Origin of the sequence: Metabacillus litoralis, assembly GCF_007994985.1 — a bacterium.
In the GTDB taxonomy this organism is placed as follows: Bacteria; Bacillota; Bacilli; order Bacillales; family Bacillaceae; genus Metabacillus; species Metabacillus litoralis.
The window spans coordinates 181,653-199,027 of record NZ_VOQF01000005.1 but is presented as its reverse complement, the minus strand read 5'-3'; the positions used below and the strand labels follow the sequence as shown (position 1 = coordinate 199,027).

At 34.8% G+C, this 17,375-nt stretch carries 14 protein-coding genes; 2 read left to right on the top strand and 12 right to left on the bottom strand.

Going from position 1 to position 17,375, the window contains the following annotated elements; all coding sequences use genetic code 11:
• Window positions 1-208 precede the first annotated feature (208 nt).
• From FS935_RS09060 to FS935_RS09040, 5 genes are all read right to left on the bottom strand, one after another.
• Complete coding sequence (locus tag FS935_RS09060; RefSeq protein ID WP_146947744.1) at window positions 209-1,732, bottom strand: metallophosphoesterase; 1,524 nt, start codon at window positions 1,730-1,732, stop codon at window positions 209-211.
• A gap of 105 nt (window positions 1,733-1,837) precedes the next feature.
• Complete coding sequence (locus FS935_RS09055) at window positions 1,838-2,200, bottom strand: phage holin family protein (RefSeq protein ID WP_146947742.1); 363 nt, start codon at window positions 2,198-2,200, stop codon at window positions 1,838-1,840.
• Between the two features lies 1 nt (window position 2,201).
• Window positions 2,202-2,399, bottom strand: a complete 198-nt coding sequence (locus tag FS935_RS09050) for a PspC domain-containing protein (RefSeq protein WP_146947740.1) — start codon at window positions 2,397-2,399, stop codon at window positions 2,202-2,204.
• 30 nt (window positions 2,400-2,429) lie between these two features.
• Entirely contained in the window at window positions 2,430-3,515 is a 1,086-nt protein-coding gene (locus FS935_RS09045) for a DUF4097 family beta strand repeat-containing protein (RefSeq protein WP_146947738.1), read from the bottom strand.
• A gap of 33 nt (window positions 3,516-3,548) precedes the next feature.
• Window positions 3,549-3,872 (bottom strand): magnetosome magnetite crystal formation protein family, encoded by a 324-nt coding sequence (locus tag FS935_RS09040; protein ID WP_146947737.1) that lies wholly within the window; start codon window positions 3,870-3,872, stop codon window positions 3,549-3,551.
• A gap of 159 nt (window positions 3,873-4,031) precedes the next feature.
• On the opposite strand from FS935_RS09040, the gene FS935_RS09035 reads away from it, so the two are divergent.
• Both FS935_RS09035 and FS935_RS09030 read left to right on the top strand, forming a co-directional pair.
• Window positions 4,032-4,583: an RNA polymerase sigma factor gene (locus tag FS935_RS09035; RefSeq protein WP_146947736.1), complete on the top strand. Its 552-nt coding sequence runs from the start codon at window positions 4,032-4,034 to the stop codon at window positions 4,581-4,583.
• Complete coding sequence (locus FS935_RS09030) at window positions 4,580-5,623, top strand: DUF4179 domain-containing protein (RefSeq protein ID WP_146947735.1); 1,044 nt, start codon at window positions 4,580-4,582, stop codon at window positions 5,621-5,623. Before FS935_RS09035 ends, FS935_RS09030 begins: the two co-directional genes overlap by 4 nt.
• 381 nt (window positions 5,624-6,004) lie before the next feature.
• Here FS935_RS09030 and FS935_RS09025 read toward each other — a convergent pair whose 3' ends face one another.
• The 7 genes from FS935_RS09025 to FS935_RS08995 form a co-directional block, all read right to left on the bottom strand.
• Window positions 6,005-6,904, bottom strand: coding sequence for a GNAT family N-acetyltransferase (locus FS935_RS09025; protein WP_158638577.1), 900 nt, complete (start codon window positions 6,902-6,904; stop codon window positions 6,005-6,007).
• A gap of 142 nt (window positions 6,905-7,046) precedes the next feature.
• Window positions 7,047-9,920 (bottom strand): excinuclease ABC subunit UvrA, encoded by a 2,874-nt coding sequence (gene uvrA / locus FS935_RS09020; protein ID WP_146947731.1) that lies wholly within the window; start codon window positions 9,918-9,920, stop codon window positions 7,047-7,049.
• A 7-nt stretch (window positions 9,921-9,927) separates the two neighbouring features.
• Complete coding sequence (uvrB, locus tag FS935_RS09015) at window positions 9,928-11,913, bottom strand: excinuclease ABC subunit UvrB (RefSeq protein ID WP_146947729.1); 1,986 nt, start codon at window positions 11,911-11,913, stop codon at window positions 9,928-9,930.
• A gap of 467 nt (window positions 11,914-12,380) precedes the next feature.
• Window positions 12,381-12,614 (bottom strand): DUF2198 family protein, encoded by a 234-nt coding sequence (locus tag FS935_RS09010; RefSeq protein ID WP_146947727.1) that lies wholly within the window; start codon window positions 12,612-12,614, stop codon window positions 12,381-12,383.
• Between the two features lie 39 nt (window positions 12,615-12,653).
• Window positions 12,654-13,103, bottom strand: coding sequence for a GNAT family N-acetyltransferase (locus FS935_RS09005; protein ID WP_193559356.1), 450 nt, complete (start codon window positions 13,101-13,103; stop codon window positions 12,654-12,656).
• A gap of 252 nt (window positions 13,104-13,355) precedes the next feature.
• Window positions 13,356-14,942, bottom strand: coding sequence for a peptide chain release factor 3 (locus FS935_RS09000; RefSeq protein ID WP_146947723.1), 1,587 nt, complete (start codon window positions 14,940-14,942; stop codon window positions 13,356-13,358).
• Window positions 14,943-15,465: 523 nt separating this feature from the next.
• Complete coding sequence (locus tag FS935_RS08995) at window positions 15,466-17,178, bottom strand: methyl-accepting chemotaxis protein (protein WP_158638576.1); 1,713 nt, start codon at window positions 17,176-17,178, stop codon at window positions 15,466-15,468.
• Between the last annotated feature and the right edge of the window lie 197 nt (window positions 17,179-17,375).

The window sequence follows — 17,375 nt, the reverse complement described above, 5'->3', positions numbered from 1 at the left end:
TGGAATGGAGCGGAAGACATTTGACTCCTGCGGGTGCAGAGGAAAGGCTGAGACCCCACAGGCGCTTGCGCCGAGGAGGCTTAGCTTCCTCCCCGCGGAAAGCAAATGTCTGCAGCGCAATGGAACGAACTTGTTTTTTCACCTTAACTGAATTTAGGTCTATTCGTCTTTTTGTATGATTTCTTTCATTATGTCCCAGCCTCTATTTTTAATAAGCAACTGATTCCGCCACTTTATAGCCATCAATCTTTTTGTAAACATTAACTTCAAATAAGGTTGTTGAGATCATCTTTTTAGATTGTTGCAGATCAATATTCATCGTAAATTGATCTTTATCTGGATGCTTTATCGGATCATAGTAAGAATATTGATTAACATATGGTGAATACGTTTCAACATCAATTGTGTTTGTTTCTTTATCAAAATGAAGCAGCCTAATAAATCCGTTGCCTCCATTTGGTGCTTTTTGATAATCAGCAAGAAGTTGATAAACGGTTCGATCAATTATTCCATCTTGGTTATCATCGATTTCATCAACTCTGTGCTTACTGCCGTGATAATGACCACTCAGCACAGCAACAACATTCTTGTTGGTCATCACAACTTTTTCATATATTTTATTTCCTTCTCTATTTCGTTTTCCGTTTTTCTCTAAATAACTATGCAGTGATAAAATTGCGGTTCGATCTGAATACTGCTGAAGCACATCATTCATCCACTCAATATCCTTATCCTCTACATCCCAGCCCATATAAACAAAAACATAATCTTTTCCGTCCACAGAGATTAAATCATAATGACCTCGATTATTTTCATATGAGCCACCATAATATCCTTTATTCTGAAATCTTGCTTTCCCGAAATATTGACGATAGTACGTTAAATGATCTCCTTCATCATGATTTCCAGGTAAAACTCCATAAGGTATTTTCGCAACATCTAATGTATTCATATGTGCACTAGCTCGGCGCCATTGCTTCTCATCTTTTCCTTTATTCACAATATCACCAGAATGAAAAACATATTTAATATTCATCACATCTTTATTTTGTGCAATCCATTCTGTTATTGATTTAAAAATAGCAGGATGATCTTGTGCGTAATATTGAGTATCTGTCATCCAAACAAATGAATAATCATAGCCTTTTGATAAAGGTAATACTTGATCTTGTACAATCACACTAACTTTCTTATTTTCTACATATTGATCTGCAGTAATTGTCCCATTTAGTTCAAAATTAGTTTCACCCGCTACTTTTTGATCAACCGCTATCCATTTATCTTCAGCCAGGTTCCAAGCATACATTGTTACCTGCCTTCCAGCAAGCGACTTTCCCTCCCAATGAAGTGATAGCATATCAGAAGGTTGAATATCTTGATCAACCTTTACATCAAATCTGTGATAAGGAAATTTAGAAACAGCATGTGTTTCATTTTCTTCACTATTTTTTTGAAGCAATGAATGATATTTCTCTTTTGAAAACTCTATCTCACCTAAAGGGTTGAACTTTTTAGGCGGCTCTGTTTTTGTAGCATTTTCACTTATTTTCATATGTTGTTTATTTGTGGATAAATACCGATGTGTATGATAGTAGCTTTGTGCAGCACTATATTTAATTTTCGAAGAGTTAATTGAATGACTTACAGCTTTTGTTGAAGGAAAAATCATTGGTATAAGAATTGTGAACCAGAATAAAAGAAGTACTGTTTTTTTAAGTTTCTTATTGTCCATACTATTCACCCATTTATAGTATGTACAGGGTGTTAAAGAATATAAGATTAAACAAAATGTTACGTTCGACAAAAAGTGAGGATCGTCTCACCAATGATCATATTATCATTTGCTTTTCTTCATCGGCTCGACAATTCCTTTTTGAATCATTAGATGTAACAAAGAGATAAAGATAGCAGCAATTAATGCTGTACCAAACCCTTCAATTACGAAAGAATCCCCCATTAGACCTTCTGTTATCATTAAGGTGATGGCATTTATGACAAACAGAAATAATCCAAGTGTTAGGACTGTTACAGGTAATGTAAGTAAAATTAAAAATGGTTTGATTAGTACATTTAGAACAGACAAAATAAAGCTGGCTCCAAGTGCTGCTCCAATACCACTTAAATGGAATGAATCAAAAAAGCCAGCAACAACTATTAAAATTAATGCATTAACAAGAATACTTACAATCCATTTCACCATATCAACTAACTTCCGATTCTTCCGGAACTAGAAAGATCCACGCGACATAAATGATTGCTAATGGAAGAAATGCTGTAAAAACCCCTACTATCACAAACAATATTCGGAGTAAAGAAGCATCCATGCCTAAATAATCTGATAAACCACCAAGCACTCCTGATAGTTTTCGATCAGTTGTTGATCTGTATAAATTTTTCATAGTATTTTCACCCTTAATTTCTTTGTAAAATTACTTAACGACAATAGATCCTGTTTTGGAATCGGCAAATAAAGTTAACGTAGGTTCCTTAGATGTTCTAAATCTTAATTCCTTTTGGATCGTATCACTTTTTTCATATGAAATTTCAACATCCTTTAATAGTGTTGAAACAGCACCTAAATTCGATTTCAAATCACCAACAAGTCTGCTTTCTTCAGGTAAAAGAATTTCGATGTTTCCTGTTGTTGTTTTTGCATATAAAGTCTCACAAGCATGATCTTTAACCTTAATCATAAGATTTCCATTAAAGCTTTGAATATCAGCTCGTTCAACTACTCCGTCAAATTCAATGATTCCACTTATTGTTTCTGCAGCAAACTTTTCATATTTTGAGTTTGCAAGCTTAATTTGCCCATTTGCTGTTTCATATTCAGCTTTTTTAGCAGTAATAGATGAAAAGGAGACAACTCCATTTGCCGTTTTCGCTTTTAAACTCTCTACATGTAGATTTTCCCCTCTTATTGGACCATTAAACAATTTCACCTTAATATTTTCGTATAACTGCTCTGGGACCTTTACAGTTAAGTTTAATTTTAATGTTTTTTTCTCAGTGAAGAAAATGAAGCGATTTCCCTCAACTGTACAGTCAATGCTTGATAAAAATGTCTCTCTTGCTTGTTCATTATTTTCTACTCGATAAACCTTTGCATCACATTCAACTCGAATATCTTGATCACCCCAAGGCTGAATACTGACGCTTCCATTAGGTACGTTAATATCTATATCATGGAAGGCTGCTCCTGGAAATTGAAAAATGTGCTGAAGATCAATTGATTTTCCAAAGTTTATATCAAGATCAATTTCCTTTACTTTTTTAACAGCTGTATCAACCCAGTCCATTAATTTTGTTCCTAATGATTGCTTAAAATCATTTGTTTCTTGATGTTCATTTTTTTGCTGATCACCCTGATTGATAACTTCTGTTGATAACGCAGTTAACTTTGCTTCTTTTTCTTGTTTTTCACTTTCTAATGATTCGATTAATGAAAGTGCCTCAGTTGCAGATAGCTTACCCTCTTCAACAAGTTTTAAAATTCTTATTTTTTGTTCTTTCATGGTCATTCTCCTCAGTTTATATTTTTCTATCTGTTATACAGTCATTAATAGTTTAATTCCTTTAACAATATTCCAAATAAAAACGATCAGATTGATTATTCCAACGACTAAAATACCTCCAAAAAAGACAGTTAACATTGCTGCTTCTGACGGATTTGAAAACCCACTAAATACAACTGTTATGATTAGTGCAATAATTGAGAGAAATGGAACAATATGTGAAATTAAGGCCTTTTTCGCATGTTCTTTAACTTCATGATGATCAACGATAAAGTAAACTGCTATCGGTAACAAAAACGGTGCAAAAAACACACTAAAGTAATTTAATGATGCTATTATCTTATTTGTTTTATCCATTACTTCACTCTCCCTTACTCTTAATACGAATGAAAGATAAAAGAGGTTTCAATAAACTGGTGTGGTTTTCCAGAAAGTGATTTATTTTTTTCAAAAATATGCATCCAAATGAAAAGTATATACGCCTATTAGGTACTAGAACAAAAGGAGTTGCCTTTTATGGAAAAAGAATTAGTAAAGCGAGTTCGAAATGGAGATGATTCTGCTTTTGCTGAACTTGTACACCCGTTAATAGAAAAGGGCTATCGTGCAAGCTACTCGATACTCCGTTCAAAGGAAAAAGCTGAAGAAGTGCTACAGATATCCATGATTGAGGCTTATCGTAACATTATGAACGGTAAAGAAATCCATTATTTTACGACTTGGTTTCTTACATTAGTTTCACACAGATCAATTGATATGATAAGAAAATTTGCTAAAGAAAAAGAGTTCTCTGATGAGATTTCACTTATTGCTGAGAAAGAAAATGTTGAAGAAGCAATTATCAAAGACGAAACAGAAGGTGAGCTAAAGAAAAGCATTACTTCATTAACTAATGAGGATTATCGTACTGTACTTTTACTTTATTATTATCAAGAGCTGTCAATAAATGAAATAGCAAATTTATTAAATCTGAAAATCCCAACTGTTAAATCTCATTTACGAAGAGGCAGAAATGCATTAGAGAAAAAGCTGCTCGAAAATCAAATGATAGAGGTGAATATACGTTGAAACCTATTAACAAATTAGTAAAAGAAGAAATACATAAAGAAGTAGATTCTATAGATGTTCCATCATCTTTATACAAATTTGCTGAAAATATTAAGAAAGAATCTGAAAACTCAAGTACATCTATAAAACAAATGAGCGATCGTTTTGAGAAACGTAAAAAAAGAAAATACCCAATTGCAGTCGCAATCGTCATAGGCTTTGGCATCATAGCAACATCCACAATTCTATCTCCAACTATGGCTGAAATGAAATCGAAAATCCCATTTCTAGGTCAGCTATTTCAATCAAAGTCTATTGATTTATTAATTTATGAAGCAATAGAAAAAGCGGGATATCATCGTGCATCGATTGGGATGACTCCGGGAGATAAGATATTATTTGAAATTAGCTTAGAAGGAACGAAAGAGGATGCAGATCGAGAGAGGAAGAAGATTACAAATATTGTAGACGAAATTCTTAAAAGCAAAGGTTATGATCAGTACAAAATTAAAGTATCTTCTTATATTCCTGAAATCACTCCTTTATCAGAAGAAGAGAAAAAACTTGCAGACTTGGGTCAAGTCATCGAAAAGAATTTAAGAAGTAGCGGATTTGACATCATAACTGTAAATCCTTATAACGAAAAAATTGAAATAGATATTCCTTTAACAGAAACAAGAGAGAATGAGATCTCAAAGATTACCTTAGATATAGCAAAGGATAATGGATTGGATAAAACAGTGTCATTTACAAAGGTGGATGTTGAAAATAACAAGCGTGAGGGAATATGGCTCGATTACTTACGAACCATTCATGAAGGTCTTTCATTAAACAAGGAGTTCCATGTTTCAAGCTATGCTTATTCTTATAGACCAGAAAAAATGCAGATTATTATTAAAACAACGATGAAGCTGAATGATAAAGATGCTGAAGCAACGGTGAAGAAAATTGAGAATGAAATTATCTCATTTCTTGAAACAGATGAAGTACAGGCAAAAGTTAAAAATCAGCCGTATGAGTTAATTATTAGAAGTAAAGGTGGAGAAGAGTTTTCGTTTTGATTTTTACTTATTGTTAACTCAGAAAATAGTTATTAAATATATCTTAGTACAAACTGTATACTGACTTATTTAGATATGCATAAAACCGTTTACCTTATAAAATGGTTCTTAAATTGGTCTGTTTCTTTCCGCTGCAGACGTTCGCTTTCCGCGGGCGGTCCGGGAGCCTCCTCGGCGCGAGCGCCTGCGGGGTCTCCCTTTGACTCGCATTCCCGCAGGAGTCTCACGTCTTCCGCTACAATCAACAGTGTGTTGAAAATTAACATTTAGAGCTTTAACATAGCCCTAACTAATATATATATGGAGCAACATAATTCAATGTTGCTCTTTAAAATATCTCATAGATTAACTGACTACTACGCTTTTTTACACTCAGTCACCTTACACAGTTAGATCATACTTATAACAAGCAACTGCTTCAACCTGTTTAAAACCTTCCTGAAGATATAGTTTTTTTGCATGATCATTCTCAGCATTCACGCATAATATTGTTTTTTTATAGGTTTGTTCTTGAGCAAATTTCAGTGCAGTTCTTAGTAAATTCCTACCTAGACCCTTTCCTTGATAATCAGGAATGATGCTGATAGGTCCTATATTCATTGTTGGTTCATTAAGGTAAACATCATTCGTACACCTCACAACTCCAACAGGTTTTTCTTGATGATATAGAATTTTCATTCCACCTTCTAGATAGTCTTCACTTGAGAGCATCTTCGCTACATTTTCTGGATCAATTGGTGTTTCATTTCCTTGAAGCTTCGCAAATCCCTCATTTCTAACATTACACCAAACTTCTTCATCTTTTCCCTGTCTAAAATCTCTAACGTTGTAATCAGTGGAGTATACTGGCTCTTCCACCTCTGTATTTTCTCTTAAAAGAACGAATGAATATCTTTCTATTGTGAAATTCAATTTTTTCATTATATTCATTAATTTTTCATTTTCAAGATTAATAAAAAGGAATACCTTCTCCAAGCCCTTTGTATGTAGCAGAATCTTCTCTAAAAGTAAGCTATAGCAGCTAAAATCATCTACTTCAGAATGAAAAAGTCGAAAACGAGCTTTTTTCCCTCGTTTATTGTATTCATCAATCATTAAGGAAGCAGCAGCAATAATTTCTCTTTCCTGATTTAAAATAAGGTAAGTAGGGTTATCATCGTTGAGTTCAAAATTTCTTAAATCTTCATCATATAAAAAGGAGTCATCAACATCATTTCGATATTTCTTGCAGTACGCAATGAATTTTTCTTTATACACATTCGTTAAAGCTTTAACTTCCATATCAATCATCCTTTAAAATAAAATGCGCTTACTAAAACACTTATTAGCTTTAGTTTAATTTACATTTAGATCTTTGTCTTCTTCAAGAAAGCAAAAAAACTACTCCTGTTAATTCAAGAGTAGTTTTTTACTTAATTATCTATTATTGTGTTACTTCTTCTTTTTCTTTCACAAGCTTCCGCATTCGCTCACGGTCTCTTTCAATGACAGGTTTCAAATACTTACCTGTATAGGACTTTTCATTGTTCATAATATCTTCTGGTGTTCCGACTCCGATGATTTGACCACCTTTGTCTCCACCTTCAGGACCTAAGTCAACAAGATAATCTGCTGCTTTGATCACATCTAAATTATGTTCAATCACTAGAACGGTATCACCATTATCAACTAATCGTTGTAGTACTTTTAGAAGACGTGCGATATCATCAACATGTAAGCCTGTTGTTGGTTCATCTAAAATATATAATGAGCGACCTGTTGAGCGTCTGTGTAATTCTGATGCTAGCTTCACTCTTTGCGCTTCTCCACCTGAAAGAGTTGTTGCTGGTTGTCCAAGTGTAATATATCCTAAACCAACATCAAAAATCGTTTGTAGTTTACGTTTGATTTTTGGAATATTTTCAAAGAAACCAACAGAATCCTCAACAGTCATCTCTAAGATATCAGAAATATTCTTTCCTTTATAGGTGACTTCAAGTGTTTCACGGTTGTACCTTTTGCCATGACAAACTTCACAAGGAACATACACATCTGGTAAGAAGTGCATTTCAATTTTAATAATTCCGTCTCCACGACATGCTTCACAACGTCCACCTTTTACGTTAAAGCTAAAGCGACCTTTTTTATAGCCTCTTACTTTTGCTTCGTTTGTTGTTGCGAAAACATCACGAATATCATCAAAAACTCCCGTATATGTTGCCGGATTAGATCGGGGTGTACGTCCGATTGGTGATTGATCAATATCAATTACTTTTTCTAGATAATCTATTCCTTTAACCTCTTTATGCTCACCTGGCTTAGCTTTTGCTTTATGCAGCTTTTGTGCCAGTGATTTATGAAGAATTTCATTAACTAATGTGCTTTTCCCTGAACCTGATACACCTGTAACTGAGATAAACGTGCCTAGTGGGAATTTCACACTTACATTATTTAAGTTATTCTCTTTTGCACCTTTGATTTCGATAAATCGACCATCTGGCTTTCTTCGTTCATATGGTAGTGGAATAAATTTACGTCCTACTAAATATTGACCTGTTAAGGAGTTTTCATCATTCATTACTTCCTCAGGTGTACCTGCAGAGATAACTTGTCCACCATGAATTCCTGCACCAGGTCCAATATCGATTAAATAATCAGCAGCCATCATTGTATCTTCATCATGCTCGACAACGATAAGTGTATTACCAATATCCCGCATATTTTGCAGTGTTTGAATTAATCGATCATTATCACGTTGATGTAAACCAATCGATGGTTCATCAAGGATATACAAAACACCTGTTAAGCGTGAGCCAATTTGAGTGGCAAGGCGAATACGCTGTGCTTCTCCACCTGACAATGTGCCAGCTGCTCGATTTAATGTTAAATAATCAAGTCCAACATTATTCAAAAAGCCTAATCTCTCACTAATTTCTTTTAAAATTAAGTTCGCTATTGTCATTTCTTTTTTCGTAAGCGAAAGGGAATGAAAAAATGATAAAGAATCTTGAACTGAAAGCTTTGTTATTTCACCAATATGATTTCCTTGAATTAACACTGCTAGTGATTCTTTTTTAAGACGATGTCCTTTACATGTTGGGCAATCTTGCTGACCCATGTATTTCTCCATTTGCTCACGAATAAAATCTGAGCTTGTTTCTTTATAACGACGCTCTACATTACTGACTACACCTTCAAATTGTATGTAATTTTCACGAATTTGACCGAAATCATTTTCATAACGAAAATAAATTTCTTCGCCATCACTGCCGAATAATATTTTATCCATCATATGCTTTGGAAGATCCTTCACGGGTATATCCATATCTATTCCATAATGATTACAAACAGCTTCAAGCATTTGTGGATAATATTGTGAGCTTGTTGGCTCCCATGGTGCGATGGCATGTTGTTTTAGAGTGAGGTCTTTATTTGGAAGAACAAGATCTAAATCAACCTCTAGCTTTGTACCCAAACCATCACAGCCAGGACATGCGCCGAAAGGACTGTTGAACGAAAACATTCTTGGCTCAAGCTCACCGATTGAGAAGCCACATTGTGGGCAAGCATGATGTTCACTAAATAGCAGCTCTTCTTCTCCCATTACATCAATCATAACCTTACCTTCACCAAGACGAAGGGCAGCTTCTAATGAATCCGCTAAACGAGATGCTACACCTTCTTTGACAACAATTCGATCGATAACAACTTCAATCGAGTGCTTTTTATTTTTTTCTAATGAGATTTCTTCTGAAAGCTCCTGCATTTCACCATTAATTCTTACACGTACATAGCCTTGCTTTTTAATATCCTCAAACACCTTTACATGTGTGCCTTTTCGTCCTGAAACAATTGGAGCTAACACCTGAAGCTTTGTTCGTTCAGGATATTCGAGAATTCGATCAACCATTTGCTCAATCGTTTGTGATGTGATTTCAATGCCATGAATTGGACATGTTGGTCGCCCAACACGTGCAAATAAAAGACGTAAATAATCATACACTTCTGTTACTGTTCCAACAGTTGAACGTGGATTTCGACTTGTTGTTTTTTGATCAATTGAAATCGCAGGTGATAAACCTTCTATCGCATCAACGTCAGGCTTATCCATTTGACCTAAAAATTGACGTGCATATGCTGATAATGATTCAACATAGCGTCGTTGACCTTCTGCATAAATCGTATCAAAAGCTAATGATGACTTCCCTGAACCTGATAATCCTGTTAAAACAACAAGCTTATCTCGCGGTATGGTTACATCAATATTTTTTAAATTGTGAGCACGTGCTCCCTTCACAATTATATGTTCCATTGCCATCCTCGTTTCACCCCTCTGCTTTTAACTCTAAAATTAAATCACGTAATTCAGCAGCTCGTTCAAAGTTCAATGCTTTTGCTGCTTCTTTCATTTCTGTTTCCATTCCTTCTATTACTTTCTCACGTTCTTTTTTCGTTAATTTCGCTAATTTATTTGAAATCGGTGCATCATATTCTTCAGGTGATTCAGCAGCCATTGTTGCACGAATACTATCACGAATAGCTTTTTGGATTGTTTTTGGAGTAACTCCATGCTTTCTATTGTACTCTTCTTGAATTTCACGACGACGCTGTGTTTCATTCATTGCAATTTCCATCGACTTTGTAATCTTATTTGCATACATAATTACATGCCCCTCAGAGTTACGTGCTGCACGACCGATTGTTTGAATGAGTGAACGCTCAGAGCGTAAAAAGCCTTCTTTATCTGCATCAAGAATTGCGACTAATGAGACCTCGGGAATATCTAAACCCTCTCTTAAAAGGTTGATTCCAATAAGCACATCATATTTACCTAATCGAAGCTCACGAATAATTTCGATTCGCTCTAAGGTTTTAATTTCTGAATGAAGATAGTTTACTTTTATTCCAAGCTCCTTTAAATAGCTGCTTAGATCTTCAGACATTTTCTTCGTTAATGTTGTAATTAACACACGTTGATTTTTCTCAGTTCGATCATGGATTTCACCGATTAAATCATCAATTTGACCTTCGATCGGACGAACATCAATTGTTGGATCAAGTAATCCAGTTGGTCGGATAATTTGCTCGATCATCTCAGGTGAATGATCGATCTCATATGGACCTGGTGTTGCAGAAACATAAAGAATATTATGTAAATGCTTTTCAAATTCCTCGAACCGAAGTGGACGATTATCCATGGCTGATGGCAAACGAAAGCCATGATCAACTAAAACCTGCTTTCGTGCTTGGTCACCATTAAACATCCCTCTAATTTGTGGAAGGGTAACATGTGATTCATCAACCACAATTAAAAAATCATCAGGAAAGAAATCGATCAGTGTATATGGTGTTGATCCTGATGGTCGTAATGTTAAATGACGGGAATAGTTTTCAATTCCAGAGCAAAAGCCCATCTCTCTCATCATTTCAAGATCATATCTTGTTCTTTGTTCAAGACGCTGTGCTTCAAGAAGCTTACCATTTTCACGTAATACCTCTAATCGCTCCTCAAGCTCTGCTTCAATATTCACAATAGCCTTTTCCATCTTTTCTTCTCGGGTAACGAAGTGAGATGCTGGGAAAATCGCAACATGCTCGCGTTCACCTAAAATTTCACCTGTTAACGCATCAACTTCTCGAATTCGATCAATTTCATCTCCGAAAAATTCAACTCGAATACATTGTTCATCACGTGATACCGGGAAAATTTCTACAACATCACCGCGTACTCGAAATGTTCCTCTACGAAAATCAATATCATTTCGCTCGTATTGAACATCAACTAGCCTTCTTAATAGTTGGTTTCTCTCAATTTCCATACCTTTTCTTAATGAAACAACAAGCTCTTTATATTCTTCTGGAGAACCAAGACCATAAATACAAGAAACACTAGCAATGATGATAACATCTTTACGTTCAAAAAGTGATGAAGTTGCTGAGTGACGAAGTTTATCTATTTCATCATTTATACTTGAATCTTTTTCAATAAATGTATCTGTTTGTGGAACATATGCCTCTGGCTGATAATAATCATAGTAGCTAACAAAATACTCTACAGCATTGTTAGGGAAAAAATCCTTGAATTCACTATAAAGCTGCCCAGCTAATGTTTTATTATGAGCAATAACGAGTGTAGGTTTATTAACCTCTTTAATCACATTTGAAACAGTAAAGGTTTTACCTGTTCCTGTTGCTCCAAGTAATGTTTGATGTTTTTTCCCTTGCTGTATTCCTTCAACTAACGAAGTAATCGCCTTAGGCTGATCACCTTCTGGTTTGTATTTTGAGACTAATTCAAATTGCTCGCTCACGCATAAGCCTCCATTCGATTTCAATTATCTACATATTACCATAAATTTATATTAAATGACTAAAAATACGAACTAAAGTTCGTATTGTTTTTTTAATGTGAATTTCTTGCCATGTAATTGTTAGGTAGAAACGAGTCCGTTTCATTTCGCTCCAGAAACTTGCTTTCCGCGGGGAGGAAGTCGAGCCTCCTCGGCTTCGCCTGTGGGGTCTCGACCTTTCCTCTGCACCCGCAGGAGTCAAGTTTCTTGCGCTACATTCCACTATAAAGAATTTACATAGTATGATCTTTTTAAATTCTTAAAACACTTTTAAGTAGTAAGATCATTTAGTGAGATTATATATATTTCTTTAATACACCAAAGAAATATAGTTTCAAAAAAACCTTAATACTTAATTTGGTAAATTCAAAAAAAGAGCTATTTCTAGTAGCTCTTTTAAGTATTCCTTTTTATGTAGCTTGTCAAACCTATTTCTTCTTGATAAGATCTGCTTTCATTTTACGGGCGTAAACAAAGCCAACTGATAGTGAGATAAAATCTAAAACCATAATAAACCACGTATCTGCATATCCTCTTGAATAAGATGCAAGTAGAAGTGCTGCTGTTAATGCCGTTCCAACATAATGGTTATAGCTAACACGTGTAAAAAGTAACACAAGTAAAAAAGGTAAAGTTAAAGCTAAGATTGCTTTTAAAACCATTAGAAATCTCCTATTCAAATGTAATCAATTTATAACTCGTTAAGATTTTGATAATGAAAGATTGTAAAAGTAAACAGACTCTTCTTTTTCATAACCTATACTTTCATAAAGAGCTTGTGCTTTGTTATTATCTTTTGTTGTTTCTAATAAAATTCCTGAAGCTTTTGTTTCTTCTGCAAGCTTCTTCGCTGCATTCATAAGTGCTTTTCCTACTCCATGACGGCGATAGTCTGCTGAAACAAACAAATCATTTAACAACCATTTACGATTCATACCTACTGAAGTGAAAATTGGGTATAATTGCACAAACCCCATTGGAATTTCACCATCTAACGCCAAGAAAATAACTGATTCTTTCATAGTCATTCGTTCTTTTATAAAAGATGTTGCTGCATCAATATTTGAAGTCTGATCATAAAACACTCTGTAATCATTAAATAATGTTGCAACTTGATTCAGTTCTGTTATTTCTGCTTTAATAATGTTCAACATAATCCCCACGCTTTTTAGCTTTATCATAACATGTGCAATGAAAAAGAGGCTAATTCAAATGAACTAACCTCTTAACATAGGCTCTTTTCTGAAAGATTGCTGCTAATTGACCTAATACCAAGTTTAAAACAATGTTTTATCTTATAAAAGGTACTATTTAGAGAAGAAAAGATGCCACTAGATTTTATACAGTGATAGATCCTTCAATTTACTACAAGCAACAAAGTTTACGAATATAGCCTAAGATCATTATTTATGTGATGTTGTACCTTGATAATCATTTTCTTCTAATAAATCAACAAGCTCAATTTCCTTTTGATTCTCAAGGAAGTATCTTAACGTAAACTCATTTTCAAATAAAACAGCATACGCACCAAAACGGTCACGAACTAGCATACTTCTAGAATCAAAGAAACGTTTTTCAAACTTTTCACTTTTAATCCAACGAGGAATTCGTTCTCCTAATGCAGTAAATTCGATATCCACATTATATTCTGCCTTCATTCGGTATTCAAAAACCTCAAATTGAAGCTGCCCAACTGCACCTAAAATAATTGAATCATTCAATTCTTGGCGATAAAGCTGAATCGCACCTTCTTGCACAAGCTGTTCAATTCCTTTTCTAAACTGCTTTGCTTTCATCACGTTTTTCGCTTGAACTCGTTTAAATAATTCTGGTGGGAATTGTGGTAACTCTTCATATTGATAAGATTCTTTTCCACCAATTAATGTGTCTCCAATTTGATAAATATTTGGATCATAAATCCCAATAATATCACCTGGATATGCTTCATCTACTGTATCACGATCTTTCGCCATAAAAGCTTGAGTTTGATTCAGCTTGATGGTTTTGTTTGTTCTGCTTAAATTCACACTCATACCACGCTCGAATTTTCCAGAGCATACACGGAAAAAGGCAATACGATCACGGTGAGCTGGATTCATATTCGCTTGAATCTTGAAGATATAACCAGAAAATTGATCTTTTTCAGGTTCAATTAAGCCTTGATCTGTTTTTCGTGGCTGAGGCTGTGCAGCAAATTGCAAAAAGGTATCAAAAAACGTTTGAACACCAAAGTTTGCTAAAGCACTACCAAAGAATACTGGTGTAAGCTCTCCTTTTTCTACACGTTCAGGAGTAAACTCATTTCCTGCTTCTTCAAGAAGCTCAAGCTCACCTAATGTATCTTGATAGATAACACTTTCTTCAATATCAGTACCAGCAATTTCATCTAATGGTATGATTTCTTCCTCTTCATCACCCTTAAAACGGACAAATTGATTATTGAATCGATCATGAATTCCTAAGAAACGTTTCCCACTTCCAACAGGCCAGTTCATTGGATATGACTCAATTCCAAGCACCTCTTCAATTTCAGAAAGAAGCTCTAAGGGATCTCTACCTTCACGATCAAGCTTGTTGATGAATGTAAAGATTGGAATTCCTCTCATTCTACACACTTTGAAAAGTTTAATTGTCTGTGGCTCTACACCTTTTGTTGAATCTATAATCATGACAACACTATCAACTGCTGTTAGTGTACGATACGTATCTTCACTAAAATCTTCATGTCCTGGTGTATCCAGAATATTCACATGAAAATCATGATATGGAAAGCTCATTACACTTGATGTAACAGAGATTCCACGTTTTTTCTCAATCTCCATCCAGTCAGATGCAGCAAATTTTCCTGTTTTCTTCCCTTTTACTGTTCCAGTGGAACGTATAATTTGTCCAAAGAAAAGTAATTTTTCGGTTAACGTCGTTTTCCCAGCATCCGGATGCGAGATAATAGCAAACGTACGTCGTTTATTTATTTCATTTTGTAAGCTCATTAGCAATAACCTCTTTTATATAAATTCGTGTTTCAAATATACTACAAAGCAAGAGAAAGAACAATTTGTTATCATAATTCCTTATACATTCTACTATATGAATGTTCAAGTAAATTATCTACTTGACTTCTTTTTTGTTCTTCATCTTATATGCGTTTTGCAAAGATCGCATTTCTGATAATTAAAAAACCTAGAAGATTAATCAGTTTAGCTAAAAAAAAGTTCGTTCCATTGCGCTGCAGCCACTCGCTTTCCACGGGGAGGAAGCTGAGTCTCCTCGGCTACGCCTGCGGGGTCTCAGCCTTTCCTCTATTCCCGTAGGTGCCCTAGTGACTTCCGCTCCATTCCACTATTGCTTAAAAATAGTTAGCAATTTCAAAAAAATTATTGAAGAAAGCAAAAAGACCCGAACTATTGGGCGAAAGATTAATTGATCGCCTAATAATTCGGGTTTATCATTAGCTTAAATAATTATGTCTAAGCCTCTTTCTAAAAATCCTTCATAATACTACTTAAACTGTTTCTATATTTTAAAACGACTAACAATTTCTTGAAGCTCAATCGCTAGTTGACTTAGTGATTCAGAGGAAGCTGCAATTTCTTCCATAGAGGCGTTTTGTTCTTCAGCAGATGCGGCAACATTTTGTGTGTTTCCTGCTGTTTGTTGTGAAATACTCGCAACTTCTTCAACCATCTTGACCATAGATTGTGAGCTCGCTGTCACTTCTTCAACAATTGCTGAAACCTCCTGAGATTGTGCGGCAACTTCTTCAATCACCTTCACAATTCCTTTAAATGTTTCACCTGTTTCTTTCACTTTCACAATACCTAATTCAACAGCTGTTGATCCTTCATCCATTGATTCCACAGCTTTATCAGCTTCTAGCTTTATTTCTCCTAATATCGCTCGAATTTCATTTGTTGCATGACTCGATTCTTCTGCCAATTTACGTACTTCGTCCGCAACAACAGCAAATCCTCTTCCATGCTCGCCAGCTCTTGCTGCTTCAATTGCAGCATTAAGCGCTAGTAAGTTTGTTTGTTCTGCCACACTATTAATCAGAGAAACAATACCAGCAATTTTTGTTGATTTTTCTCCTAATGAGTTGACCACTTGTGTTGCCGATTGAACTTTTGTTTGCACATCGTTCATTTGTTCTATTGTCACTTCTACAACAGTTGATCCATTTATAGCTTGCTCGCTTGCAGATGATGATAAATCCGCGACTACGACAATCGAGTTTGCTGCCTGAGTCATACCTTTTGAAATTTCTTCTACTGCTTTATTTGCTTCTAAAGCCTGTTGCAGCTGAGTATCCGTTCCTGAAGCCACTTCTTGAATCGATTCAGTAATTTGTTCAGTAGCTTTAGATGTTTGCTCTGCACTTGCAGTTAGCTCTTCAGATGTTGACGCTACGTGTTGAGAATGACCTGTAACTGAGCTAATAACTTCTCTTAAACTACTTGTCATTTCATTAAAGTCAATTGCAAGACTACCAATCTCATCTTTATTTCTAATTTTAAGTGGTTCAACATTTAGGTTCCCTTTTGCAACCTCATTTACTTGCTTGGCCATATTTGTAAGCGGTCTCGAAATGCTTCTCGTTAATAAGAAGCCTATAATAACTGACAATAAAATGACGATTGTCACAAACACAACTGTTACGATGTTCGCTTGTTTAAAAATGGCATCTCCTTTATCGGATGCTGCGACTGCACCATTATGGTTTAGTTTGACTAATGAATTAATCTTTTCTTTAAGCAAATTTATTTCTTCATTAGATTCACGCAAAAGATCTCTAGCTGCAATAGCGTCATCTGCATTACTCGCTTTTAAAACCTCTTCAGATGATGTAAGATAGTCTGCCCAACCCAATTTTACTTCTTCATATATTTTTCTCTCTTCATCTGATGAAATTACCTTTTCATATTCAGCTGAAACACCATTTAATTTATCCAACACTTGATTTAAAGCGTTCTCATATTCTGCCTTTTTCTCAGGAAGTACTGAAGTAATATGAAATAATTCTAAAGAAACATAACTTTCCATTAAAAATCTCATTTCTCCAACATACTCAACTGACGGTAACCAATTGTCTTTGATTTCAGTAGATTGTTCGTTAATATTATTCATGTTCCATGTGTTAATACTATTCAATATGAGAATAAGTAAAATAATTGCGGCAAATGTTGCAAAAAGCTTACGTCCTACTGTAAATTTCATTTTTAATTTCATGCTCGTCTCCCTTAATTGTTTTTCATTTTCTAGTTGTCTTTGTGAGATGTACATATTCACTATATATATCGTCTATCCATTGATATGTTTTATCCTTTCTTCATTGGAAAGTTCAACCATTGACTAAAAAATATACAGAAAAACCGATGAAAAAGGATGCTACATGGCTAACAACCATATTGTTGGATGAATTTCCC